Annotated in this window: 24 protein-coding genes; 10 read left to right on the forward strand and 14 right to left on the reverse strand. The window is 53.1% G+C overall.

Annotation, left to right across the window (positions count from 1 at the left end; genetic code table 11):
- Positions 1–7 precede the first annotated feature (7 nt).
- The 8 genes from ptsN to B3007_RS13715 form a co-directional block, all read right to left on the reverse strand.
- Positions 8–466, reverse strand: coding sequence for a PTS IIA-like nitrogen regulatory protein PtsN (ptsN, locus tag B3007_RS13680; RefSeq protein WP_076516416.1), 459 nt, complete (start codon positions 464–466; stop codon positions 8–10).
- 3 nt (positions 467–469) lie between these two features.
- Positions 470–772, reverse strand: a complete 303-nt coding sequence (gene hpf / locus B3007_RS13685) for a ribosome hibernation-promoting factor, HPF/YfiA family (protein ID WP_068437158.1) — start codon at positions 770–772, stop codon at positions 470–472.
- A gap of 64 nt (positions 773–836) precedes the next feature.
- A complete protein-coding gene (locus tag B3007_RS13690) occupies positions 837–2,396 on the reverse strand; it encodes an RNA polymerase factor sigma-54 (protein WP_301378329.1) in 1,560 nt (519 codons plus the stop codon).
- Between the two features lie 144 nt (positions 2,397–2,540).
- A complete protein-coding gene (gene lptB / locus B3007_RS13695; protein ID WP_068437160.1) occupies positions 2,541–3,266 on the reverse strand; it encodes an LPS export ABC transporter ATP-binding protein in 726 nt (241 codons plus the stop codon).
- A complete protein-coding gene (gene lptA, locus B3007_RS13700; protein WP_068437162.1) occupies positions 3,263–3,841 on the reverse strand; it encodes a lipopolysaccharide transport periplasmic protein LptA in 579 nt (192 codons plus the stop codon). Before lptA ends, lptB begins: the two co-directional genes overlap by 4 nt.
- Positions 3,825–4,376: an LPS export ABC transporter periplasmic protein LptC gene (lptC, locus tag B3007_RS13705; protein WP_068437165.1), complete on the reverse strand. Its 552-nt coding sequence runs from the start codon at positions 4,374–4,376 to the stop codon at positions 3,825–3,827. The genes lptA and lptC overlap by 17 nt, the downstream gene beginning before the upstream one ends.
- A complete protein-coding gene (locus B3007_RS13710; protein WP_301378332.1) occupies positions 4,376–5,353 on the reverse strand; it encodes a KpsF/GutQ family sugar-phosphate isomerase in 978 nt (325 codons plus the stop codon). Before B3007_RS13710 ends, lptC begins: the two co-directional genes overlap by 1 nt.
- Positions 5,350–6,312, reverse strand: coding sequence for a calcium/sodium antiporter (locus B3007_RS13715; protein ID WP_068437169.1), 963 nt, complete (start codon positions 6,310–6,312; stop codon positions 5,350–5,352). The genes B3007_RS13710 and B3007_RS13715 overlap by 4 nt, the downstream gene beginning before the upstream one ends.
- A gap of 168 nt (positions 6,313–6,480) precedes the next feature.
- Here B3007_RS13715 and B3007_RS13720 point away from each other — a divergent pair, with 168 nt between their 5' ends.
- From B3007_RS13720 to hisC, 9 genes are all read left to right on the forward strand, one after another.
- Positions 6,481–7,293 (forward strand): ATP-binding cassette domain-containing protein, encoded by an 813-nt coding sequence (locus tag B3007_RS13720; protein ID WP_068437381.1) that lies wholly within the window; start codon positions 6,481–6,483, stop codon positions 7,291–7,293.
- Positions 7,293–8,075 carry a lipid asymmetry maintenance ABC transporter permease subunit MlaE gene (mlaE, locus tag B3007_RS13725; protein WP_068437171.1) on the forward strand — a complete coding sequence of 261 codons (783 nt, stop codon included), beginning with the start codon at positions 7,293–7,295 and terminating at the stop codon, positions 8,073–8,075. The genes B3007_RS13720 and mlaE overlap by 1 nt, the downstream gene beginning before the upstream one ends.
- 3 nt (positions 8,076–8,078) lie before the next feature.
- The gene (mlaD, locus tag B3007_RS13730) at positions 8,079–8,540 is read left to right on the forward strand and encodes an outer membrane lipid asymmetry maintenance protein MlaD (protein WP_297530665.1); all 462 of its coding nucleotides are present in this window, start codon (positions 8,079–8,081) and stop codon (positions 8,538–8,540) included.
- On the forward strand, positions 8,537–8,863 hold the full coding sequence (locus B3007_RS13735; protein ID WP_068437175.1) for an STAS domain-containing protein: 327 nt from the start codon (positions 8,537–8,539) through the stop codon (positions 8,861–8,863). Before mlaD ends, B3007_RS13735 begins: the two co-directional genes overlap by 4 nt.
- 70 nt (positions 8,864–8,933) lie before the next feature.
- A complete protein-coding gene (locus B3007_RS13740; protein ID WP_068436037.1) occupies positions 8,934–9,173 on the forward strand; it encodes a BolA family protein in 240 nt (79 codons plus the stop codon).
- A 15-nt stretch (positions 9,174–9,188) separates the two neighbouring features.
- Entirely contained in the window at positions 9,189–10,454 is a 1,266-nt protein-coding gene (gene murA, locus B3007_RS13745; RefSeq protein ID WP_301378337.1) for a UDP-N-acetylglucosamine 1-carboxyvinyltransferase, read from the forward strand.
- A gap of 59 nt (positions 10,455–10,513) precedes the next feature.
- Positions 10,514–11,158, forward strand: coding sequence for an ATP phosphoribosyltransferase (gene hisG, locus B3007_RS13750; protein ID WP_068437180.1), 645 nt, complete (start codon positions 10,514–10,516; stop codon positions 11,156–11,158).
- An 11-nt stretch (positions 11,159–11,169) separates the two neighbouring features.
- On the forward strand, positions 11,170–12,474 hold the full coding sequence (hisD, locus tag B3007_RS13755; protein WP_301378339.1) for a histidinol dehydrogenase: 1,305 nt from the start codon (positions 11,170–11,172) through the stop codon (positions 12,472–12,474).
- 841 nt (positions 12,475–13,315) lie between these two features.
- The gene (gene hisC, locus B3007_RS13760) at positions 13,316–14,416 is read left to right on the forward strand and encodes a histidinol-phosphate transaminase (RefSeq protein WP_301392231.1); all 1,101 of its coding nucleotides are present in this window, start codon (positions 13,316–13,318) and stop codon (positions 14,414–14,416) included.
- A gap of 26 nt (positions 14,417–14,442) precedes the next feature.
- Here the strand turns inward: hisC and B3007_RS13765 are convergent, their stop codons facing one another.
- On the reverse strand, positions 14,443–15,612 hold the full coding sequence (locus B3007_RS13765) for a trypsin-like peptidase domain-containing protein (protein ID WP_297530661.1): 1,170 nt from the start codon (positions 15,610–15,612) through the stop codon (positions 14,443–14,445).
- Positions 15,613–15,681: 69 nt separating this feature from the next.
- On the opposite strand from B3007_RS13765, the gene B3007_RS13770 reads away from it, so the two are divergent.
- Positions 15,682–16,443: a Nif3-like dinuclear metal center hexameric protein gene (locus B3007_RS13770; protein WP_068437386.1), complete on the forward strand. Its 762-nt coding sequence runs from the start codon at positions 15,682–15,684 to the stop codon at positions 16,441–16,443.
- 30 nt (positions 16,444–16,473) lie between these two features.
- Here B3007_RS13770 and B3007_RS13775 read toward each other — a convergent pair whose 3' ends face one another.
- The 5 genes from B3007_RS13775 to B3007_RS13795 all read right to left on the reverse strand — a co-directional run bounded on the left by B3007_RS13775 (position 16,474) and on the right by B3007_RS13795 (position 21,258).
- On the reverse strand, positions 16,474–17,394 hold the full coding sequence (locus B3007_RS13775; protein WP_301376841.1) for a DUF808 domain-containing protein: 921 nt from the start codon (positions 17,392–17,394) through the stop codon (positions 16,474–16,476).
- A 27-nt stretch (positions 17,395–17,421) separates the two neighbouring features.
- Positions 17,422–18,081: an outer membrane beta-barrel protein gene (locus B3007_RS13780; RefSeq protein WP_297530656.1), complete on the reverse strand. Its 660-nt coding sequence runs from the start codon at positions 18,079–18,081 to the stop codon at positions 17,422–17,424.
- Positions 18,078–18,995, reverse strand: coding sequence for a hypothetical protein (locus B3007_RS13785; protein WP_301376839.1), 918 nt, complete (start codon positions 18,993–18,995; stop codon positions 18,078–18,080). The genes B3007_RS13780 and B3007_RS13785 overlap by 4 nt, the downstream gene beginning before the upstream one ends.
- Before the next feature lie 136 nt (positions 18,996–19,131).
- Positions 19,132–20,187 (reverse strand): porin, encoded by a 1,056-nt coding sequence (locus B3007_RS13790; protein WP_301376838.1) that lies wholly within the window; start codon positions 20,185–20,187, stop codon positions 19,132–19,134.
- Between the two features lie 159 nt (positions 20,188–20,346).
- A complete protein-coding gene (locus tag B3007_RS13795) occupies positions 20,347–21,258 on the reverse strand; it encodes a DMT family transporter (RefSeq protein ID WP_301391351.1) in 912 nt (303 codons plus the stop codon).
- Between the last annotated feature and the right edge of the window lie 44 nt (positions 21,259–21,302).

The raw sequence follows: 21,302 nt of genomic DNA on the forward strand, positions 1-21,302 counted from the left end.
GTGATGACTACCGCTCTGCGATCGCTCGCTGGAAAAGATGTTTGGCGTCTGGCGCGTTGCGTAGAGCTTCGCGATATTCCGCCTGATTAAAGTTACTGGCGAGTGTCGCCAATATCTGAAGGTGTTCGTCGGTCGCTTCCTCGGGGACTAACAAAGCAAATACGAGGTCGACCGGATTACCATCAATAGAATCATAGTCTATCGGGGTATTTAATCTTAGTAGAATGCCCAACGCTTTCTGACACTGCAGCAGTCGGCAGTGTGGGATGGCGATGCCTTCTCCTATCCCTGTGCTCCCCATGCGCTCGCGTGCTAACAGGCGTTCGTATATATCGTCTGCGGAGGCGTCGCCGATTTCTTCAGCAACCAGAGATGAAAGTTGTTCTAACAGTTTTTTCTTACTGGAAACGGTCACGTCAATGACGGACCGCTCCGGTGTGAGGATATCCTCAATACTCAAAGACATGCTTCAGCCTTGACCGTGTTGGCGCGCTACCAGCTTCTCTTTGTGTTTCAGAACCTGACGGTCCAGCTTATCCACCATCTGATCGATAGCGGTATACATATCTTCGTTTTCTGCTTTGGCGTGCAGGTCGTGACCTGTGATGTGAATTGTCGCTTCAGCCGTCTGTCGATCTTTAACGACAGTCAGTGTGACTTGCCCTGTGGTGATGCTGTCACTGTGGCGCGTCAGTTTTGCCATTTTATCTTCAACGTGTGCCTGCATAGCTTCTGTTACTTCTACATGATGACCACTGATATTGATTTGCATGCCAAGTCTCCTGTGTCGCTGGCGGTATGTGAATCAAAGTCTGTTGACTCTCAACTAACAGACTCTAAATCAGCTGCTTACGTTCATTCGATGGTGGTATCAGCATAGCCTCGCGGTATTTCGCTACCGTGCGCCGTGCCACTTTGATGCCTTTCTCACCCAGCATCGTTGCTATCTTGTTGTCACTGAGTGGCTTCCGCGTGTTTTCGTCCGCGATCAGTTTTTTGATCATCGCCCGGATGGCCGTCGATGAACACTCCCCGCCGCTGTCGGTGCTGACGTGGCTGGAGAAAAAATACTTGAGCTCAAAAATGCCGCGCGGCGTATGCATGTATTTCTGAGTCGTCACCCGCGAGATCGTTGACTCATGCATACCAACCGCTTCGGCGATGTCATGAAGCACCAGCGGTTTCATCCCTTCATCACCTTCTTCAAAGAAGTCTATCTGGAATTCAACGATTTTGGTTGCGACTTTGAGCAGAGTGTCATTGCGACTTTGCAGGCTTTTGATAAACCAGCGCGCTTCCTGCAGGTGATCTTTGAGGAAGGTATTGTCGGCACTGCTGTCTGAGCGGCGGATCAGCGATGCATAATCGGCATTCACGCGCAGCTTGGGTGCAATTTCTGGATTCAGCTCAACACGCCACTCATCACGAATCTGGCGGACGATGACGTCTGGAATGACGTATTCAGATTCTTCTGAAGCGATACCGGCACCCGGCTTAGGGTTCAGCTCTTTAATCAGTCGCATGACGGATTTCAGGTCGTCTTCCTTTAATTTGGTACGGCGCATCAGCGACTGATAATCACGGCTACCAAGCAGGTCAATATGATCACGAATGATCAGCTGAGCTTCGGTTAACCACGGGGTACCTTGTGGAAGCTGATGCAGCTGAAGAAGCAGACATTCGCGCAGGTCGCGGCAGAAAACACCGGCCGGATCAAATTGTTGCAGGCGATGAAGAACTGCCATCACTTCTTCTTCTTCGATTTCGAGTGACGGGTCCATCGCTTCAATGACGTCTTCAACTGTCGTGTGAAGGTAGCCATCATCGTCTACACCATCAATCAGCATGGTCGCAACTTCGCGGTCAGCATCTGACATTGGGGTCAGGTTTAGCTGCCAGAGCAGGTGATCCTGCAGATTGTCGCTGGTGGCGTAGCGGGAATCGTAGTCAAAGTCTTCGTCTACCGGCCCGGAGCTTGATGCGACTCCGGCGCTGACCTGATAGGTATCTTCCCACTGGCTATCTACAGGCAGGTCATCGGGCAGTTTCTCGCTCGACCATTGCTCATCGAGAGATTCCTGGCCGCTCTGATCGTCGTAGGAATTGTCATCGTAGGAATTGTCGTAATCCTGATTGTCAGAGCTGCTCTCACGGTCTTCGCGGCTGTCTCTGTCGTTGTTATCGGAATCAGAACTGCGGGAATCGTTGTCGGACTCGTTGCCTGAGTCGCTGTTGTCATCAAACTCTTCGCTTTCCAGCATTGGGTTGGAATCCAGCGCTTCCTGAATTTCCTGCTGAAGGTCCAGCGTTGAAAGCTGGAGGAGGCGGATGGCCTGTTGCAGCTGAGGCGTCATCGTCAGCTGCTGGCCCATCTTAATCTGAAGGGATGTCTTCATATAACTCGGTAATTACGACCTGAAAATCGAACCATCTTTTTGTTTGATGCACCTAGCATTATAGGCAAAGTCCTTGTGTATGGAACCTATTTTGCTTACCAGAGTAAATAGATAACTCTACAGTACGTGACATCGGTCAGAGTTTCAAAGACGGAAATCGTCCCCAAGGTAGACTTCGCGCACCTGCTCATTGGCAAGCACATCTTCAGCCGTGCCTTCGGCAATGATGTGGCCGCCACCAACGATAAAGGCTTTCTCGCAGATCGCGAGTGTTTCACGCACGTTGTGGTCGGTAATCAGTACGCCGATGCCCCGCGCCTTAAGCTGACGGATAATATCCATGATGTCCGAGACTGAGATCGGGTCGACACCGGCGAAGGGTTCGTCGAGCAGAATGAACGAGGGCTCTGCTGCCAGTGCTCTGGCAATTTCGACACGACGACGCTCACCGCCGGATAGCGCCATGCCGGCGCTGTCGCGGATGTGTTGAATATGAAATTCGTTGAGCAGCTGCTCGAGCTGTTCGGTGCGCTGCTGGCGATTGAGATCTTTACGGGTCTCCAGAATTGCCATGATGTTGTCGGCAACACTGAGCTTGCGGAAAATCGATGCTTCCTGCGGCAGGTAACCGATGCCTTTGCGGGCACGGCCGTGCATTGGCAGGTGGCTGATGTCTTCATCGTCAATCATGATGCGGCCACGATCCGCCTGCACCAGGTTGACGATCATATAGAAACAGGTCGTTTTGCCGGCGCCATTGGGGCCCAGCAAACCAACGATCTGGCCGCTTTCAACGCGGATAGACACGTCTTTAACGACTTCGCGGCCGCCGTAACTTTTGGCCAGATGTTCTGCCTTCAGTGTTTTCATTCTGTCGCTGCTTCCGGAGATTCTGTCGTGTCAGACTCTGAGTCAGATTCGGACTCAGGTTTTGGCGGCTGGATAACGACTTTGATCCGGCCGGAGTCTTCATCTGTGCTGTCGGTCGACGACTCGGCGGTGGTGCCATCAGCACGCACGGTCTCTGTTGCCATGTCGTAGGTGATGCGTTCGCCGCTGAAAATATTGCCTTCCTGTTCCAGTTCAGCATCGCCAGTAATAATGATGCGGCGCTCGCTGGTGTAGTAATCGATGCGGTTGCCGAGGGCTGTGGTGAGCGGTTTACCGACCTCAATCTGCTGTTGGTAACGGGCACGGTCGCCTTCTGCGACGGCTTTTTCGAGGGTGTCGCCGTTGCGCAGAATCATCAGGCGGTCGGCTTCTATTTTCAGCGTGCCTTGGGTAAGAATGACGTTGCCTTCATACACAACTGTACCTGCGCGGCGGTCGATTTCTGCAGAATCCGAGAGGATCGTCATTTCTTTCTGCCAGTCATCCGGCAATGCGACTGTGTAGCTTGCGATCACTGACAGCGACATCACGGCCAGTTTATTGAACAGGTTCATAAGTCGTACGGACTCCTGTTTTCAGTTCGAGGCGCTGACGTGTGGCGTCAAACATCATTCCGGTGCCAGTCATGCGGCTGTTTTCACCCGTCATGGTAACCAGCTCATCAGTCTCTGCGATCTTGTCATCAATATGATAGGTCAGCCTTGAGGTTTCAAGGCGCATCGGGTCACTGCTGTCGAGCGGCCTGATTAATATGTTGCCTGATAATTTCAGTGCCTGTTCGTTGCCGCGCATAACACCTTCGTCAGCGGTCAGTACCCAGTCGTCTTTTGAACTGACCAGAAGACGTGGCTCACTGAATACGGTGAGGTCGCCCTCGGGAAAGTGCTCTGATTTTGCGGCGTAAAAAGTATCGGCCAGTGAGCCGTCTTTTTCGTAGCGGCGACTGAACAGTACTTCGCCATAATAATCCGGCTCGCGAACGACCTGTTCGGTCGTTTGCCCGGTAATATCGCGGGTGTAGCGATCTACTGCCAGAAAGGCAACGCCGAAAAATGCGGTGACTAATAGCAGTAGATAGCGCTTACGCATCAGATGACGCCTGCTCGCAGAAGGTCGTGCATGTTAATAACACCGACGGTGCGGCCTTCGTCCTGCACGACGAGCGCGTTGATCTTGCCGTCTTCCATGATTTTCAGGGCTTCTGCTGCGAGCATGCCCGGTGAGGTCGTTTTACATTCAACCGTCATCACATCTTTGATGGTGGCATTACGGATATCGACACCATGGTCGATGGCACGACGAAGGTCACCATCGGTGAAGATACCGGCGAGCTTGCCGTCCGGGTCTGCGACTGTGGTCATGCCCAGCCCTTTTGAGGTGGCGATCAGCAGCGCTTCAGGCAGTGAGGTTTCCGGAGAGACAACTGGAATCTGCTCGCCACTGTGCATGATGTTTTCTACTTTCAACAGCAGACGACGACCGAGGCTACCGCCCGGGTGAGAAAATGCGAAGTCTTCGGCAGTGAACCCTTTTGCTTCCAGTAGGGCAATCGCCAGCGCATCGCCCATCACGAGTGCACACGTCGTCGAGGACGTCGGCGCCAGATCAAGAGGGCAGGCTTCCTGATCGACACCCGCATAAAGGTGGCTGTCTGCCGCTTTCGCCAGTGTGGATTCTTTATTCCCTGTCATGCTGATCAGCTGCGTACCCTGACGCTTCAGCAGTGGCAGCAGGCTGGTCACTTCGCTGGTTTCACCAGAGTTGGATAATGCAATGACAACGTCGGCAGCGGTGATCATCCCCATGTCACCGTGGCTGGCTTCGCCCGGGTGAACGAAAAAAGCAGGAGTGCCGGTACTGGCCAGTGTCGCTGCCATCTTGTTGCCAACGTGACCAGACTTGCCCATGCCGGTTACTACAACTCGACCACGGCACTGAATAATCAACTGGCAGGCGCGGGTGAAATTCTCATCCAGATGGTTGCTCAGTAGGCCAACCGCTTCCTGTTCGAGTTTTACCGTGCGGCGTGCGGAGTCAATAAAGTTAAAAGTCGTTGATTCAGTCATGCTTGATTTGCCAGAAATAAGGTGAACATGTAGCCGAGGTAGCCGGCAGTAAGAATGATGCCTGGGATACGTCCCAGCGTCCCTCTGCGATAACAGATAATAAAGAACAGCAGCAGGGCAAAGGTAACGCCAGCCATCACTATGTAGTCACGGTAAAGTGCCATTGGTTCAACGGCGGTGACCGCCAGTATCCCCGGGATCGGCATCACCGCGAGCAGGTTGAAAATATTTGAGCCAATGACATTACCGATAGCAATGTCATGGTGGCCTTTTAAAGCACTGGCGACGGACGCTGCAAGCTCGGGCAGGCTGGTGCCGATCGCAACAATGGTCAGGCCGATCACGAGATCAGACACACCAAAGGCCGTTGCGATACCGGTCGCGCCCCAGACCAGAGCTTTCGAACTGGCCATCAGAGTGATCAGACCAACGATCAGCCAGAACACTGCTTTGCTGGTGGGTGTGCTTTCAATTTCGGCCGCTTCGTCTTCGTCGATCACAGATTCGCCGCTATCCGACGACTGCTGGAACATCAGGAAGAGAGCGAAGATCAGGGCTGCGATCAGGATCAGGGCGTCGACCAGATTCAGCTCAAGGTCGATCAGAACGACACCTGCGAGCAGGGTGATCATCATCAGCAGAGGGAGTTCTTTCTTGAGCAGGCCCTTCTGTAATGGGATCGGCGCGACAAGCGCGGTAATACCGAGTACCAGGGCGATGTTGGTGATGTTCGAGCCAATGGCGTTACCGATCGCCAGGTTGCCGGCGCCGTCGATCGAGGCCATGGCGGAGACAAACATCTCCGGTGCGGACGTGCCGATAGAGACAATGGTCAGACCAACCAGCATCTGAGACATGCCAAGGTGGCGGGCAGTGGCCGCGGCGCCGATAACGAATTTGTCGGCACTCCAGACAAGAAAAATCAGGCCAACGAGGATTGCGCCTATTTCGGGATACATAGCTAAAGATCACGCTCAGGAAATTAAGCCGCTCATTGTACCGGAGCGGTGAATCGGCGCAATTGCAACAGGATGTTCCGCCTGGCGGGCGGAATTGCCGTTGGTATGCCCAGAACAATCCGATATGCTAGCGGTCAGTTAAAGTACAGGGTAAATACAGGTCACCTGATGTCTAACAGCAATAACCACGTCGAAGTGAAGGATGTCACCTTTTATCGTGGTAAACGAAAGATCTATGACGGTCTGAATGTCGCCTTTCCCCGCGGCAAGATCACCGCAATCATGGGCCCCAGCGGCACAGGTAAAACGACACTGTTACGCATGATTGGTGGCCAGCTGAAAGCGGATTCCGGCGAAGTGCTGGTGGATGGCAGTAATGTCGGCACCATGAGTCGCGGAGACCTGTTTGAGCTGCGCAAAAACAAAATGGGTATGCTGTTTCAGACCAGTGGCCTGTTTACAGACCTCAATGTGTTCGACAACGTCGCTTTCCCGCTACGCACCCATACCGATCTGCCTGATGACATGATCCGCGATCTGGTTCTGATGAAACTTGAAGCTGTAGGCCTGCGTGGAGCGCGTGACCTGTTTCCGGCGGAGCTGTCCGGTGGCATGGTGCGCCGTGTTGCCTTAGCGCGCTCTATCGCGATGGACCCTGAGCTGATTATGTATGACGAGCCGTTTACCGGGCTCGATCCGATTTCTATGGGGATGATTCTGCGCCTGATCCGCGGTTTGAATGAAGCGCTCGGGCTGACCAGTTTGCTGGTGTCTCACGACGTTGAAGAGTCCTGTCAGATTGCCGATTACCTGTGCATCGTTTCAGGCGGAAAAGTCATCGGCTTTGGTACGCCAGATGAACTCAGAAATGGCGATAACGCCGAAGTACGTCAGTTCCTTAACGGTGATCCCGATGGCCCTGTGCCATTCCATTACCCGGCCGATGACTATCGCGCTGATTTATTTGCGGGAGAGGCATAATGCTTAAGCATGTTCGAAGCCTGGGACAGGTCGGCGTTCAGTCGATCCAGTCTATCGGTCGGGCCGGTATGCTGTTTACTCAGTCGGTGACCTGGGGTGGCCCGGGCAGCGCGGGTTTTCTTGATCTGATCCGACAGATTCACTCGGTTGGTGTGCGTTCACTGTCGATCATTATTGTTGCAGGTTTCTTTGTAGGAATGGTGCTTGCTCTGCAGGGCTACAACATTCTGGTGAAATTTGGTTCGGTTTCGGCGCTTGGGACTATGGTGTCTCTGACTCTTTTGCGTGAACTCGGCCCGGTGCTTGCGGCACTGTTGTTTGCCGGGCGGGCAGGCTCAGCCTTGACCGCAGAAATCGGTCTGATGAAAGCCACTGAGCAGCTGTCTGCCATGGAGATGATGGGCGTCGACCCGCTCAAGCGTGTGATTACTCCGCGACTCTGGGCTGGCGTTATCAGTGTGCCGATTCTGGCATTGTTATTCAGCACCGTAGGTATCTGGGGCGGAGCGTTTGTCGCTGTCGATATGCTGGGGCTGTACGACGGCGCCTACTGGAGCAATATGGCAAACACCGTGGAGTTTTACGAAGACGTTGTTCAGGGGCTGATTAAAGCCGCTGTATTTGGTGTGGTGGTGACATGGATTGCTGTCTATCAGGGCTACGACGCCGCACCGACATCCGAAGGTATTGGTAAGGCAACAACACAAACGGTAGTGATCTCATCACTGGCGATTCTTGGACTGGATTTTATATTGACTGCGGTCATGTTAGGAGGCGTGTAAAACATGCGTATGCGTAATGTCGAACTCATGGTCGGCGGCTTTATGGTAATGGGCATTGTTGCTCTTGTGTTGATGGCCCTGCGGGTCAGCGGTCTGTCCATGGATGCAGCTGGCGAAACCTACACAATCAAGGCGCGCTTTGAGAATCTGGGTGGCCTGACAGACCGTGCGAAAGTCTCGCTTGCAGGTGTCACTATTGGCCGTGTAACCAATATTACTCTCGATCAGGAGTGGTATGCGGCCGTGGTTGAAATGGAAATAGACAAGTCGATGGACACACTGCCCATCGATACCAGTGCATCGATTCTTACGGCTGGCCTTCTGGGTGAAAAGTACATTGGTCTCAGCGTCGGTGCTGAAATTGACTACATGCAGGACGGTGACTGGGTTCAGGATACGCAGTCTGCTGTTGTACTCGAAGAGCTGATCAGCCGCTTCCTGTTCAATAAGGCAGAGGGCGAATGACCGCGCCCTCGTTATCGGTCGCTGACGGCGGAGAAATCCGGGTCGAAGGTGACTTGACGCTGCATACCGTAGCCAGCCTGATTAAGCCTGGCCACGACGCTATCGCTCAGGCAAATGGTAGGGTCATTATTGATTTTGCTGCCGTGAGCCGTTTCAGTAGTGCAGGCGTTGCTCTGATCCTGAATTGGCTCCGCGCTGCCGAGGCCAAAAAGGTCGCGCTAACGATCAAAAATCCGCCGGCGGACCTGCGTGCCATTATCGAGGTCTGTGATCTTGATGAGGTTTTCGGGCCAGTCCTGTCAGGTTCTGACCTGCCGGAGTAAGTCAGTACTTCGGTTCAGCGCCTAAATCCGCTATGATTGTGCGCTTTCTGAACTGAGTGGTAGTTACAATATGTCCTCGGATATTACCCCGAACGAAATCCTGGAAGTGTTACAGGCTGAAGCCCCGGATGTTACCTGGTCTGTCGTTGACGGCTACGTAAAGGAAATCACCGGTGTCGGGGAGGTTTTCGAAGGCCTGAACGCAGTGAAGCGTCAGCAGTTCGTCTACAAAATTCTGAATCCCTATATCGTTGATGGTCGGCTTCATGCAGTGTCCATCCAGACTTATACGCCTGCTGAAAAAGCCTGAGCGTGAGACCCTGAAATGGAAAAACTGAGAATCGAGGGCGGAAACCGCCTCGACGGCGAAGTCCGTATTTCCGGCGCAAAGAACTCGGCCCTGCCTATTCTGGCGGCTACCCTTCTGGCCGAAGGCCCGATGCAGGTCGGTAACCTGCCGCACCTGCACGACATCACCACCATGCTCGAGCTGCTTGGTCGTATGGGCGTAAGTGTCGCTATTAATGAAGATATGTCGGTAGAAACCGTCTGTGGTGAGCTGAACAGTCTGGTCGCGCCTTATGATCTGGTGCGTACGATGCGTGCATCGATTCTTGTGCTTGGTCCACTGCTTGCGCGTTATGGCGAAGCAGAGGTATCGCTGCCTGGTGGTTGTGCCATTGGTTCCCGTCCGGTGGATCTGCACTTGCGCGGTATGGAAGCCTTAGGCGCTAAGGTCGAAGTGCTTGAAGGTTACGTTAAAGCCTGGGCACCTGAAGGCCGCTTAAAAGGCGCCAATATTTTTCTCGATACGGTGACAGTTACCGGTACTGAGAACATCATCATGGCCGCCGTACTCGCCGACGGTAAAACCGTCATCGAAAATGCTGCGCGCGAGCCGGAAGTTGTCGATCTGGCCAACTGCCTTAACGCCATGGGCGCTAAGATTACCGGTGCAGGCACCGACACCATGGAAATCGAAGGCGTCGAAACACTGCATGGCTGTGAATTTAATGTCCTGCCAGACCGCATCGAGACCGGCACCTTTCTGGTGGCTGCTGCCGTAACTGGCGGTCGTGTTCTGTGCAAAGACACTGATCCAGTTCTGCTGGAAGCGGTTCTGCATAAGCTGCAGGAAGCGGGCGCCGAGATCAAAACCGGTGATGACTGGATCGAGCTGGATATGCACGGCAAACGTCCAAAAGCCGTGAATGTCCGCACGGCACCGCACCCCGCGTTCCCCACGGATATGCAGGCGCAATTTGTTGTGCTGAATGCAGTAGCCGAAGGTACGGGCACCGTGATCGAAACTATTTTTGAAAACCGCTTTATGCACGCCCAGGAACTGGTGCGTATGGGTGCAGACATCAGTGTTGAAGGCAATACCGCGGTGGTTGTCGGTAAAGATACCCTGAGTGCGGCGCCGGTCATGGCGACCGATCTGCGCGCATCGGCGTCACTGGTGATTGCGGCACTGGTCGCTGAGGGCGCAACGGATGTGAACCGGATTTACCACATTGACCGTGGTTACGAATGCATTGAAGAAAAATTTCAGCAGCTCGGTGCGAATATCCGCCGACTGCCGGCCTGATGGCCACTATTGAAAGCCGTGACTGACACGCGAGTGAACTAAAGAGGATCAGCAAGACCATGACTCAGCCTTTGACTATTGCTCTCTCAAAAGGGCGCATTCTGGATGACACACTTCCCCTGTTGGCGGAAGCAGGTATTCATCCGGCTGAAGATCTGAAGAAAAGTCGGAAGCTGATCTTCGACACTAATCATGAGCACATCAAGCTCGTGGTCATTCGTGCGACCGACGTCCCGACCTACGTGGAATACGGTGCGGCGGATCTGGGCGTTGCCGGTAAAGACGTGCTGATGGAATACAACAGCACCAACCTGTGTGAGCCACTGGATCTGAACATCGCGACCTGTCGTCTGATGACGGCCGCCTTAAAAGACGCAGAATTGCCAGCCGGGCGCTTAAAAGTAGCGACCAAGTTCGTCAACGTGGCGAAGCGCTACTTCGCCGAGCAGGGTCGTCAGGTCGATATTATTAAGCTTTACGGTGGCATGGAGCTGGCACCAATCATGGGGCTGGCGGATCTGATCGTGGATATTGTCGATACCGGTAATACCCTCAAGGCAAACGGCCTGGAGCCGTGCGAACTGATTGCTCCAATCAGCTCAAGACTGGTCGCATCCCGTGCCTCAATGAAAGTAAAATATGACCAGATCCAACCCATTATTGATCAGATGGCTGCCGCCGTTGAGCGTCAGCGTAACGCCTGAGGAGCACAGGTATGAGTATTGAAATCCGTCGTTTCCGTTCGGATCAGTCAGATTTTGCAGCACAGATGGATGAACTTCTCGCCTGGGAAGCTGTGTCGGATTCAGGCGTGCAGGAAGCCGTGACTAATATCGTCAATGATGTTCGCAGTCGCGGTGACGAAGCCCTGATTGAATACACCAACAAATTCGACCGCACCAGTGCCAGCACCATGGCTGACCTTGAACTGACTCAGGAGCAGTTGCAGGCGGCGTTAGACGGTCTCGACGAAAAGCAGCGCACGGCTCTGATTACAGCGGCCGACCGTGTGCGCGACTATCACGAAAAGCAGAAACAGGATTCGTGGCAGTACACCGAAGCTGACGGCACTGTGCTGGGTCAAAAGGTCACACCGATGGATCGCGTTGGCATTTACGTGCCGGGCGGTAAGGCCGCTTATCCTTCCTCGGTATTGATGAATGCTATTCCTGCTCACGTCGCCGGCGTATCTGAAATCATCATGGTGGTACCGACCCCTGATGGTCAGCTTAATCAGCTGGTACTGGCCGCTGCGGCAGCCGCTGGTGTGTCACGGGTATTTACCGTGGGCGGTGCGCAGGCTGTCGCTGCACTCGCGTACGGCACTGAGACTGTTCCGGGCGTCGATAAAATTGTGGGCCCGGGGAACATCTTTGTGGCGACTGCCAAGCGCATGGTGTTTGGTCAGGTCGGCATTGATATGATCGCGGGCCCTTCTGAAATCCTCGTCGTGTGTGATGGCGATACCGATCCGGACTGGATCGCAATGGACCTGTTTTCACAGGCTGAGCACGATGAAGACGCACAGTCTATTCTGGTTGCGATGGATGAAAACTTCCTTGAACAGGTACAGGCCAGTATCGAAAAATTGCTGCCAACCATGGAACGTGAAGAGATTATCCGTAAATCACTCAGTGACCGCGGCGCGATGATTCTCGCGTCGGGTAAAGAAGACGCATTGAACCTGATCAACCGGATTGCGCCGGAACACCTTGAGTTGTCAGTCGAAGATCCTGACAGCTGGCTGCCGGGCATCCGCCACGCAGGCGCCATCTTTATGGGACGATACACGGCGGAAGCGCTTGGCGACTACTGTGCGGGACCAAACCACGTACTGCCGACTTCAGGCACGGCACGCTTCTCATCACCGCTGGGCGTTTATGACTTCCAGAAGCGTTCATCGCTGGTGAAATTCTCTGCAGACGGTGCGTCTGAGATGGGGAAAGTGGCATCTGTGCTGGCGCGCGGGGAGTTTTTGACTGCTCACGCGAGATCGGCGGAGTATCGGATTAAAGACTGACGTTTTTTTTGCTTTGAAGAGCCCGGCGATGCCGGGCTTTTTTTTGTTTTGGCTTGCTGTTGATCCTCAAGGTTTATAGCTGCCTTCGGCAGGGAGGTTTTTTTGGCTGCCGCCGAGTTCCTATGCCCTTGTTGGGGGACCTTGTCCCCCGGGCGGGCGGCCCATCCCCCTGCTTTCGCGCTTTCTGGGCCGTGAATCCGATATTTACTGGCTTTTCCGGCAACCGGCTCCGGCGGGCATCCATGCCCGTATGGAGCCTCGCTCGGCATCCTGCCTCACGTTGCCTACAAAGCTGGCGTAAATCCCGGCGGCCCCAGAGGCGCATTGCCATCCCGCGAAACCCTCTCACAATATGAAAACCGATGTCGCCGCGAAGCGCTGATATAACCCGGCTTGTGATGCCCCCGCAGGATCGCAGATATCGATGGGTGCTAACCGGCAGGACGCCGGTTAAGCCTGCCCGCGGCCATGGATGGCCGCTGCAGGCGTGCCCCAATCGGTATCAAGAGACAAGGATCAGGGCATCACGCCGGAAAAGGGGATCGGAAGGGGCCTGCCCCTTGCAGAAAAAACAGAGGCTTGGCGGCAGCCAAAAAAGTCTCCCTGCCGAAGGCAGCTACTCCCAACAAGGGCATAGGTACCCGGCGGAAGCCAGACACGTGCCTCTGCCGAAGGCAGCTATAAACCTTGAGGATCGGAAGGGGCCTGCCCCTTGCAGAAAAAACAAAGGCCTAGCGGCAGCCAAAGAAGCTCGCCCACCGCAGGTGGCCAATACCCTCGGCGGCGCCGATAAATGTATAATGCGCTCACTAAATTCTCTGATTCAGTCAAGGCCATCAATATGTCCGTCAACGCACTAGTTGAACAACTCATTCGCCCCGAAATCCGCGCCTTACAGGCGTACCCCGTCGGTAAGGCCGAGGGCATGATTAAGCTGGACGCTATGGAGAATCCATTTCGCTGGCCGGAGGATATGATCTCTGAGTGGCAGTCACTGCTCGCCGATTGCGCCCTCAACCGTTATCCAAACCCCGTCGCCCCGGAGGTTGTCGCAGGTCTGCGTGAGGCGATGCAGGTGCCGGATAAATATGAGGTGCTTTTGGGTAATGGCTCGGATGAAATTATTCAGCTACTGGCGATGGCGGTTGCTCAGCCGGAGGCTTGTGCTCTGGCGCCTGAACCCGGGTTTGTAATGTATAAGATGATCGCGACCTTTGTGGGTATTGATTATTGCGGTGTGCCATTAAACGATGATTTTTCTCTGAATCGGGATGCCATGCTGGCGGCGATTAACGAGAAAAAACCGGCGCTGATTTTTCTGGCACAACCTAATAATCCGACCGGTAATTTATGGGCAGAAGACGATCTGGTCGCCATTATTGAGGCGAGTAATACGGCGGATCATAAAGGTCTGGTCGTATTGGATGAAGCGTATCTACCCTTTTCCAGTCGCAATCATCTGAGCTGGCTGGACCGTTTTGATAACGTGCTGGTCATGCGCACGCTGTCGAAAGTCGGGCTGGCTGGTCTGCGTTTGGGCATGCTGTTTGGTCGTAAAGAGTGGTTGTCAGAGCTGGATAAAATTCGCATGCCTTACAACATTAATGTGCTCACGCAGGCGTCTGCGGCATTCGCATTAAAACATTACGATGTACTGATGCAGCAGTGTGATGTATTAAAATCAGAGCGTGAAAAAATGCACGGGAAGCTCTCAGAGCTTGGCTTTTCTGCGTTTGATTCAGAGGCGAATTTTATTCTGGCACGTGTGCCAGAGGGTAAAGTAGCCCGCAATATATTTGAGGCATTAAAGCAGGAAAATATTCTGATCAAGTGCACCGATGGTGCTCACCCATTGTTAGCGAAAACGCTACGTTTTACAGTGGGAGCGCCTGAAGAGAATATTGCGCTTTATGCTGCGCTCGAGAAAGTCCTGGCTGCTTGAGAAGGCAGCTTCAGGTTTACGCAAGATCAGTTTTCTGGCTGGTCTCTTAGACCAGCAAACGCTGTGGTCGACAGCTGCTCTCCACTGCGCAGAAATTCTACAGATATTTTATCGCCGGGCCTGAGGCTGGCAATCCGGTTCATGGCATCGACGGCGTTGTTCGCACTATCACCATTTAGACCGATGATAATATCACCCGCTGCCAGCCCAGCCTGTTCTGCTGGCCCTTCAGGAAATACACCCGTGACCAAAAGTCCGGTTAATTTCTCTGGAAGCTTCAGTGATTTGAGCAATTCTGGCGAAGCTTCCTGTACTTCAATGCCCAGCCAACCACGGATCGTTGTACCGTAACGTGCAATGTCAGCCATGGTTCTGTGGGCGATATCAGCAGGTATCGCAAAGCCTATGCCTTCACTGCCGCCAGACTGGGTGAAAATAGCGGTATTGATGCCAACGAGTTCGCCATAGGCATTAATCAGTGCGCCGCCCGAGTTGCCTGGATTAATGGCTGCATCGGTCTGGATATAGTCTTCGTAGGTATTAAGCCCAAGGCGATTTCTGCCTTTGGCCGAGATGATCCCCATGGTTACTGTCTGGCCGACACCAAATGGGTTGCCGATAGCCAGTACAACGTCACCGACATCATGACCATCAACATTGGTGATGGTTGCCGGGGCAATATCGTCAGGAAGGTTGATCTGTAAGACCGCGAGGTCGGACTCGGGGTCGCTACCGACCAGTGTGGCTTCTTCATCCCTGCCATCGAACAGTGCAACCGTGATTTCATCCGCCCCTTCGATCACGTGGAAGTTGGTGATGATATGGCCTTCGCTGGACATAATCACGCCCGAGCCGAGGCTGCTTTGCATGCGGTCACTGGGTTGTTCTGATTCGCCAAAGAAGCGACGTAGAGCTGGATCGTTGAGTAACGGATTGGTCCGGCGCTTCACGACCTTACGGGTATAGATATTCACCACGGCTGGTGCAGCTGCATTAACGGCATCCGCATAACTTACCGGGCCCTGCATCGCTGGTACATTCGATGCAATATGTTGCTGCGGTTGTGGTTCCTGGACAGGAGTCGCGACCTGAGGCAATACCCACTCGGGTGCGATCAACAGTATCAGAGTGGCAATAAGGGCTCCGATGGCTGCTGGGAATAATATCCGTAATGCGAATGTCTGCGTTGGAGACATTTGTCAGCGCTCCGCAATCTCTCTAAGATCAGTGAGCTGACATGTTACAAACTTTTGGATGGCGCGACTATGGCGGTTACACGTAAAGAGCTTATTTCTCATCTTGATCATATTCTACAGAGCCGCAAAATCCGCGATTACTGCCCAAATGGGTTGCAGGTATCGGGTAGCGAAACCATCCAGAAAGTGGTCACGGGTGTGACAGCGAACCAGGCCCTGATAGAAGCCGCTATTGCAGAAGAGGCGGATGCGATTTTTGTTCATCATGGTTACTTCTGGAAAGGTGAAGATGAGTGCATTACGGGGATTAAGAAAGAGCGCATTAAAGCGCTTCTGCTGAATGATATTAACCTGATTGCTTACCACCTTCCGTTAGATATGCACCCGATCTACGGCAATAACATTCAGCTGGCCGATGTTCTGGGGATTCAGGTCGATGGCCCTCTGGATGAATCTGACCCATCCGTGCCGGGTAATATCGGTCGCTTGCCAAGACCTATGACGGGCGGTGAACTGAGTGCCTGGGTTGCACAGTGTCTGCAAAGAGAACCTCTGCATATCGGAGAATCAGGCGATACGATCGAAACGGTCGCCTGGTGCACTGGGGGCGCGCAAGGTTATCTTCAGAAGGCTATTGATGCAGGCGTTGATGCCTATATTACTGGTGAAGTGAATGAGCCTGCAGTTCATCTCGCGCGGGAAACTGGTACGCATTTTTTCAGCGCCGGACACCATGCAACTGAACGTTATGGCGCCAAAGCGGTGGGTGAGTATCTCGCCGATGAGTTCGATCTGGATGTTGTATTTATCGATATCGATAACCCGGTTTAAATACTATCCAGATCTTTCTTTTGTAGCCGGTTAACTGCGCAGTTTATTTATCAGCTGTATGGGCACGACCAGAATGACACCGGTAGCAATGCCAGTCATGAGGTTCACCGTCATGCCGGAGATCAGCTCTGCGGCAGGGATGGCCAGGTAAGAGGCTGATTTTGCAATATCATGCGTCAGGTGCTCAATCGCGGGGATATGGTGGGCAATAATGCCGCCCCCAACCAGGAACATGGCGATGGTGCCTACAATTGAGAGAAAGCGCATCAGGCGCGGTGCTAACCCCAGTAAGAAACGCCCAAATGCAGCTTTGAACATGCCCAGGCGGGCTTCTTTTTGTTCGGTTAGCCAGAGGCCAGCATCATCAAGCTTGACGATACCAGCGACCAGCCCGTAGACACAGAAGGTAAATAGAATAGCGAGTAGTGACAACGCAATTATCTGTGTAAAGAGGGCAGCGCTGGCCATAGTGCCAAGAGAAATTACGATGATCTCTGCTGATAGAATAAAGTCGGTTCGGATAGCGCCTTTAATCTTTTCTTTTTCAAACGCCACCATGTCCGTTTCCGGGTTGTTGATGGCCTCCACTCTTGCCTGATGTTCTTCGGTTTTTTTATGGAAGAATTTGTGAACCAGCTTCTCGACACCTTCGTAGCATAAATAGGCACCACCAACCATAAGAAGCCAGGCGATGGCCTGCGGTAGAAATGCGCTGATCAGCAGCGCTGCAGGGACGAGAATAAGTTTGTTTAAAAGTGAGCCTTTGGTCACAGCCCATACGACGGGGAGTTCCCGCTCTGCACGAATACCCGTCACCTGCTGCGCATTCAGTGCCAAATCGTCACCCAGGACACCACTGGTTTTCTTTGCCGCGACTTTGGACATCACAGCAACGTCGTCCAATACGGTAGCAATATCATCGAGTAACGCGAGTAGGCTGCCAGCGGCCATGGTTTTACTTCCTGTGTTTGATAAAGATCAGAATGCTAAGCCTAACATCAGACTGTTATAGCGGATATCGAATGCTCGTCTTGTGTCGGAGAATACGTCGTTCAGTCGTTGATGATTGATTGATAGCATGAACATAATGTCATCATCCAGAGGGTGATACAGGCTGACCCCAGCGTAATACCCCTGGCCGCGGTCACTTTCTGAGGCCTCACCGGATGGGTATACGCCATCAAAGTATTCTTTTACCGTTAGTTGGGTGTGATAGATCAGCGTGCCACCTTTCACATATAACCTGGTCTTACTGTATTGAAAGGTCTCAACCTGCAACCCCAGCGCGACAATGTCAGAGGTCAGACTGTTTTTGTACTCGCCTGCGATATCCCGCTGCTTACTTGTTTCGGATTCGCGGTGACGGGTGTAATCCACTTCAAGCTTGAGCCAGGAAATAGCTGAATATTCCAGAGCCAGTCCATAATTTAAATTGGAGTCAAATTCGGGCTGGTTTGAGGTGCTTATTGCACTGTCTGTTTCGATATCTGCTTGCGAGATCCCGATATGGGGTGTCACAGAAAAGCGGGATAACAGGCTGCTTTGGGTTGTAGGGTAAGGCTCGCTGTTCGCCAGAGAGCAGATGAGAAGTAGTGCTGCAAGACTGATGAGTTTCGTAGAAACGGAGAAAGGCTTCATGGACGATACTCCACTTGAAGGTTATCGCTGCGGCTACCGGTGACACTGCCGCCACTGAAGTCTTCGCCTATCTGACCTTGCCGCTGACGCACAAGTGAAAGTTGAATGGTGCAGTAATCAAGCTCGAATTCACCGAAGTTGATTTCAGCGGGTTCGTAGAGACCCAGGGTCACGGCACTGAGGGTGGCTTCGATAAAGAATTGAACAAAGCCTGTCACTACGCCTCCGAGGTTAGCTGACGTTTCAAGCGCACCCGTGGCGGGAATAATATCGCCTATGCGGATATTTTCTTGCTGGTCATCATCCATCTGCGAAGTGTACACCCAGCTAAGGTCATCACTATCGGTAGTGGATCGGCAGCGGTTGTAGGTGACGAGTTTGAAGTCATCGGCAGGGGAGCCTGTCCATTCGAGTGGAATTATGTCGTCGCGGCTGGAATACGTCAGACCGGGCTGTGGTGCTGTGAGTTCGATGGCCGTCGGTAGCAGTAGAGTGGCTTCGAAGCCCTCGAACTCACCTGGGCCAGGGTCGACTAATATATCCTCTGTCGGATACCAGCGCTCCTGACGGGTTTCCTGAGGTCGGTGAACTATCGCTACCTTGATGGTATCTGTGTCTGGGTTCGGGATACCTATTTGTCCGGAGTAGAAATTGTCGCGTTCATCGATACCGGAAAGGATAGCCGCGACGCTCTCCGAGGTGACTTCCAGCACATTGCCACCAACCATAGGGGCCGGTTGTCCTGAGTCGTAAACGGCTGCGGCGACACTGGCATCGGTATCGCCGTTCGTGAGACTGGCCTCGACAATAATGGCCACCCCGGTATCTGGTATCTCTAAGTCAGGTACGGGTTCTGAGCAGCCGACGATGCAGGTGATTAGGCTTAACGCAGAGAGAGCTGGCGTGACGTTCACGTTCTATCTTCCATGAGCTTTATTGTCCAGCATACAGCGCCGGTGCATTAATCAAAAACAAAAAAGCCCGCCATTAAAAAAGCCCACCTTAAAGGTGGGCTTTGTTACTGCGTTAGCAGTGAATCACAGTACAGGATCAGAAGTAGAAATCGATGGTTGCGTAAAGAGCATCGAAGTCACCTTCGAGAGCCATGCCATTTCTGTCGACGTACCCGTCTTGAGTGAGATATTCGAGATACATCCAGCCTGGGCCGTAGTCGTAGCTGAGGCCAGGTGCAAAGGCACGGATGGTGTCGGCATCATTACCGTCGGTATCAGGCTGAGCGTACGTCAGGTCTGCGTAGAAAGACCAGTTGCCCGTGTTCAGGCCGACTTCTGCTGCGTAGCGGTCGTTTTCAATAGTAACGTCTGCGACTTCATTCGGCAGGTTACGCTCGGTAGAGATGTAAGAGGCTTTTGCCCAGAGGCCACCGAAGTTAATGGTGTAGTAAAGTGCAGCAGCATTGTGGTCACCAGAGACTTCACCGTCACCGCTGACCAGTTCCTGCAGGCCACCGCTTTGCGCAGAAACACCGACTTTAGAAATATCGTTGAGTGCATAGCTCAGGTTACCGACAAAAGTCTGCACTTTGCGGTAAGTACTTTTACTGCCCCAGTGGCCATTGTCGTCCATGGTGTCGGTGCTGGTTGACCAGTCATCCGCAAGGTACAAGGCAGCGTCATAGTGCAGTGCGCCCAGTGTTTGGGATACTTTTACACCGACATCCATCTGATCGCCGTATCCTGCGAGCAGCATATCGCCTGGCCAGAAGTTGTAGGTTTTCCAGGCGAATGGCACCTGGCTTTTACCAATGGTGATCATAGGACCGTCTTCAAACTGGTAGCCAACCCAGGCTTTGTGAATTCCAAACTGGCTAGCGGTGCTGTTGTTGTTTGCGTCTGTAAAACTGCCCGGACCAATGCGGGTCTCCGCAGAGTAAGTCCACGGGGTATCAGGCACATTGCCGTCGGCGTACAGAATCAGGGCTTCGCTGTCGATGACCCCCCAGGATTCCTGTTGTGCTTTATCATTCTGAGCGTACTGGTAGTTAAACCAAACTCCACCAGAGAGGTTAGGGCTCGCGTGTGCGGCGGTAGACAGTATCGCGGCTGCGGTCAGCGCTGATACCTTAAAGGCAACAGACTTCGTCATGGATAGCTCCTGGCTAGCTGTGTTTAAGATAGGTAATTATTAATTCCTGCTTTTTCAGATGCAGGACTTATACAAGTGTAGCAGTTTGTATAGAAAAATCAGTGTGGGAGGAGAGGATCGCCCGTTTTGTCCTGAAAAGATAGGGCGATCCGGAAAAGCCTATTTCAGGCGGGACACGCCAATCATAACCAGGGTCATTCCAACGACGGCTGCCCAGCCGAATGGCTCCCCAAGAAACAGGATGGCCATGATCGTCGTCATCACCGGGCCAATAGTGCCCGACACGCTGGCTTTGGCGGGGCCAATTCTTTTAATGGCCTCACTGACCATAAAAGAAGGAACAACCGTTGCGAGCAGTGCTAACAGCAGAGTGCCAGACCAGCGAGTTGCATCCATGTCGGGAAGACTCACTCCTTCGGTGAAGACGTAGTGAACCAGCGTAGCCAGTGTTGCAGAGGCCATCGACACGCAGGTGAAGAACAGACTCCCTAATTCAGCAATACCGCGCTTACTGAACAGAATGAACAGCGAAAACGATAGTGCACTTCCAATAATCAGTAGGGTGCCTTTGGTGATATCCGCATTGCTTGTGCCCGGAGGGGCAATCTGAAGGTCATGCCCATACATGACTCCGAGCCCCGCGTACGTAAGCAGTAGCGCAGGAATCACCGAGCGGCTGACCTTTGCACCGAAGAACAGTGCGCCAATCACCACGACCATACTTGGGTAGGCGTACAACATCAGGCGTTCGAGCTGGGCGCTGACATATTCAAGGCCTGACAGATCCAGTAAGGACGCAAGGTAATACCCCAGTAATCCGACAGCGGCGGCCCGCAGTATGGTCTTGCCTGCAGGCTTCTGTTCCATGCGCTTCCACAGCACCCAACCGATCACCAGATATACCGGAAGGGCAATCACCATGCGCAGCCCCATCAGCGGAAGCGCTGACATGCCAAGGCTGTAAAGCCACTTAATGATGATTGGCTTGGTAGAAAACAGAAACGCAGCTGTGAACGCCAGGGTTAAGCCGACTCTGAGATTTTTTTCCGCACTTGTGAGGCTGGCAGCCATCATTATTCATCCTATGTGTCATGTGGATCAGTGGCTGCGGAAGA

Source organism: Thalassolituus sp. UBA675 (assembly GCF_002297765.1).
Taxonomy (GTDB): domain Bacteria; phylum Pseudomonadota; class Gammaproteobacteria; order Pseudomonadales; family Oceanobacteraceae; genus Thalassolituus.

Coding starts and splice junctions, on each gene's coding strand:
- lptC (WP_068437165.1), bottom strand. CDS start 4,376: ATGCGTAAGCGCTATCTACTGCTATTAGTCACCGCATTTTTCGGCGTT.
- lptB (WP_068437160.1), bottom strand. CDS start 3,266: ATGAAAACACTGAAGGCAGAACATCTGGCCAAAAGTTACGGCGGCCGC.
- hisG (WP_068437180.1), top strand. CDS start 10,514: ATGACTCAGCCTTTGACTATTGCTCTCTCAAAAGGGCGCATTCTGGAT.
- hisC (WP_301392231.1), top strand. CDS start 13,316: ATGTCCGTCAACGCACTAGTTGAACAACTCATTCGCCCCGAAATCCGC.
- B3007_RS13795 (WP_301391351.1), bottom strand. CDS start 21,258: ATGGCTGCCAGCCTCACAAGTGCGGAAAAAAATCTCAGAGTCGGCTTA.
- mlaD (WP_297530665.1), top strand. CDS start 8,079: ATGCGTATGCGTAATGTCGAACTCATGGTCGGCGGCTTTATGGTAATG.
- B3007_RS13765 (WP_297530661.1), bottom strand. CDS start 15,612: ATGTCTCCAACGCAGACATTCGCATTACGGATATTATTCCCAGCAGCC.
- B3007_RS13775 (WP_301376841.1), bottom strand. CDS start 17,394: ATGGCCGCTGGCAGCCTACTCGCGTTACTCGATGATATTGCTACCGTA.
- B3007_RS13710 (WP_301378332.1), bottom strand. CDS start 5,353: ATGACTGAATCAACGACTTTTAACTTTATTGACTCCGCACGCCGCACG.
- B3007_RS13770 (WP_068437386.1), top strand. CDS start 15,682: ATGGCGGTTACACGTAAAGAGCTTATTTCTCATCTTGATCATATTCTA.
- B3007_RS13720 (WP_068437381.1), top strand. CDS start 6,481: ATGTCTAACAGCAATAACCACGTCGAAGTGAAGGATGTCACCTTTTAT.
- B3007_RS13690 (WP_301378329.1), bottom strand. CDS start 2,396: ATGAAGACATCCCTTCAGATTAAGATGGGCCAGCAGCTGACGATGACG.
- B3007_RS13780 (WP_297530656.1), bottom strand. CDS start 18,081: ATGAAGCCTTTCTCCGTTTCTACGAAACTCATCAGTCTTGCAGCACTA.
- B3007_RS13790 (WP_301376838.1), bottom strand. CDS start 20,187: ATGACGAAGTCTGTTGCCTTTAAGGTATCAGCGCTGACCGCAGCCGCG.
- B3007_RS13740 (WP_068436037.1), top strand. CDS start 8,934: ATGTCCTCGGATATTACCCCGAACGAAATCCTGGAAGTGTTACAGGCT.
- B3007_RS13715 (WP_068437169.1), bottom strand. CDS start 6,312: ATGTATCCCGAAATAGGCGCAATCCTCGTTGGCCTGATTTTTCTTGTC.
- hisD (WP_301378339.1), top strand. CDS start 11,170: ATGAGTATTGAAATCCGTCGTTTCCGTTCGGATCAGTCAGATTTTGCA.
- mlaE (WP_068437171.1), top strand. CDS start 7,293: ATGCTTAAGCATGTTCGAAGCCTGGGACAGGTCGGCGTTCAGTCGATC.
- murA (WP_301378337.1), top strand. CDS start 9,189: ATGGAAAAACTGAGAATCGAGGGCGGAAACCGCCTCGACGGCGAAGTC.
- ptsN (WP_076516416.1), bottom strand. CDS start 466: ATGTCTTTGAGTATTGAGGATATCCTCACACCGGAGCGGTCCGTCATT.
- hpf (WP_068437158.1), bottom strand. CDS start 772: ATGCAAATCAATATCAGTGGTCATCATGTAGAAGTAACAGAAGCTATG.
- B3007_RS13735 (WP_068437175.1), top strand. CDS start 8,537: ATGACCGCGCCCTCGTTATCGGTCGCTGACGGCGGAGAAATCCGGGTC.
- lptA (WP_068437162.1), bottom strand. CDS start 3,841: ATGAACCTGTTCAATAAACTGGCCGTGATGTCGCTGTCAGTGATCGCA.